This window comes from Frisingicoccus sp., assembly GCA_016298055.1.
Taxonomy (GTDB): Bacteria; Bacillota; Clostridia; order Lachnospirales; family Lachnospiraceae; genus Frisingicoccus.
In genome coordinates this window covers 1-2056 of the sequence record JAEDDO010000275.1, presented here as the reverse complement: position 1 = coordinate 2056, position 2056 = coordinate 1, and the positions used below count along the sequence as shown (strand labels likewise).

Sequence of the window (2056 nt, the reverse complement as noted above, 5' to 3'; positions counted from 1 at the left end):
CGAAAATACGGCATTCGTTCTCATAGTTAAATGGATATAACAAGCGCCTCCTAAGCGCTAGTTGTGGGTTCGATTCCCGCTGGGAACAGCCATTTTTGCAGTAATAGTTGACCACAATTATTACTGCAATTTTTGTTTTTGGAGCGATTTTCGGTGGCAACTTGCCACCGAAGATTACCGCTAGATACAAAATCTGCCACCGAAAATGAAAAACTGCCACCCATTATGATTTTTTGGATTGCCACCCGGAGAGTTCAACTACAGTGTAGGATGAGATTTGGGTTGTAAATTAGTGATAACATGATATTCTTGCTTGGAAGTATTCGAGCCTGACGGTAAGGTCCGTTCAGATTAGATGAAAAACAATTCTAATCTGGGCGGGCTTTTTTGCGTTCAGGGAAAAGGAGGAAGAATGCCAGTAGAAGAAAAAACAGATCAACGGGAAGCAGATGAAAAAGTTGTAGAAATCGAGCTGGAACGATTGAGATCCTTTACCAATCATCCGTTCAAGGTCCAGGCAGACAGTCAGATGATCGAGCTCCAGGACAGCATCAGAAAATATGGAATACTGAATCCACTGATTGTCCGGCCAAGACCGGAAGGGGTATATGAGATCATATCTGGGCACCGAAGAAAATTTGCAGCTGAAAAGCTGGGGTATCGGAAAGTACCTGTAATCATCCGAGCCATGAAGGATGATGAAGCAGTAGTTTCAATGGTAGATTCCAATCTGCAAAGGGAGAGAATCAGTCCAAGCGAAAAAGCATTTGCTTACAAGATGAAGTACGATGCCATTAAAAGAAAAACCGGCAGAAGAAAATGTGGTCAGGTTGACCATCATTCCGGGAAAAAGACCATTGAAGTAATTGGAGAGGAAGGTGGAGACAGTCCGAAGCAGGTCCAGAGGTATATCAAGATAACAGAACTGATACCGGAGCTTTTGGAAAAAGTAGATGATGGCAGCATGGGCTTTACACCGGCGGTGCAGATTTCCTATCTGAAAAAGAAGGAACAGGAAGAGATGCTGGAAGCTATGGATTTTGCCCAGTGTACACCATCTTTATCACAGGCAATCAGAATAAAAAAGCTGAGCGCAGAAGGAAAACTTACGGTAGAAGGAATGGAAGATATCTTAAGTGAGATTAAGCAGAAGGATATTGACCGGGTAGTTTTTAAGAATGAGCAGCTTCACAGATTTTTTCCAGCCAGCTACACATCGGAACAGATGAGGCGTGAGATATTGGAAATATTGAAATTGTGGATGAAAAATAATTGGGATAAATAGGAGGACAGATTATGTGTAGAGTAATTGCAGTATCAAACCAAAAAGGTGGAGTAGGTAAGACGGTATCATGTGTGAATTTAGGTATTGGCCTGGCACAGTCAGGAAAGAAGGTATTATTGATTGATGCGGATCCGCAGGGAAGCATGACGATCAGCCTTGGATATTCGGAGCCGGATGATATGGAGTATTCCCTGGCAAGCATGATGATGAATATTGTAAATGATGAACCGCTTAACATGGATAAAACGATTCTTCATCATAAGGAGGGTGTGGACCTTATTCCGGCGAACATCGAATTATCAGCGATTGAGGTATCTCTGGTAAATGTAATGAGCAGGGAACTGATTCTTAGAACAATGGTAGATCAGCTGAGACAATTTTATGATTTCATCATTATAGACTGCATGCCATCTCTGGGAATGATGACAATCAATGCGCTGGCATGTGCAGACTCTGTGTTGATACCAGTTCAGGCAGCATATCTTCCGGTCAAGGGTTTACAGCAGTTGATTAAAACAATCAGCAGAGTAAAGAAACAGCTGAACCCAAAGCTTAAGATAGAAGGAATCCTTCTGACTATGGTTGATAACCGTACCAATTATGCCAGGGATATTTCATTGATGGTTTATGATACTTATTCAGCGAATATTAAGGTATTTGCAACAGAAATACCGATGTCAGTCAGGGCATCAGAGGTAAGCGTGGAAGGAAGCAGTATATATTCCTATGATCCAAAGGGAAAAGCGGCATTTGCATACATGGCATTAACAA

General features: G+C 42.0%; 2 protein-coding genes and 1 tRNA gene. All 3 read left to right on the top strand.

What is annotated here, in order from left to right; translation table 11 throughout:
• The first annotated feature begins 16 nt into the window (after positions 1–16).
• Positions 17–88 (top strand) — tRNA-Arg (locus QZZ35_RS11535).
• A 324-nt stretch (positions 89–412) separates the two neighbouring features.
• Positions 413–1285 carry a ParB/RepB/Spo0J family partition protein gene (locus QZZ35_RS11530; protein ID WP_279186631.1) on the top strand — a complete coding sequence of 291 codons (873 nt, stop codon included), beginning with the start codon at positions 413–415 and terminating at the stop codon, positions 1283–1285.
• Positions 1286–1296: 11 nt separating this feature from the next.
• A partial coding sequence (locus QZZ35_RS11525) for a ParA family protein (RefSeq protein ID WP_291237534.1) occupies positions 1297–2056 on the top strand: 760 nt, incomplete at its 3' end.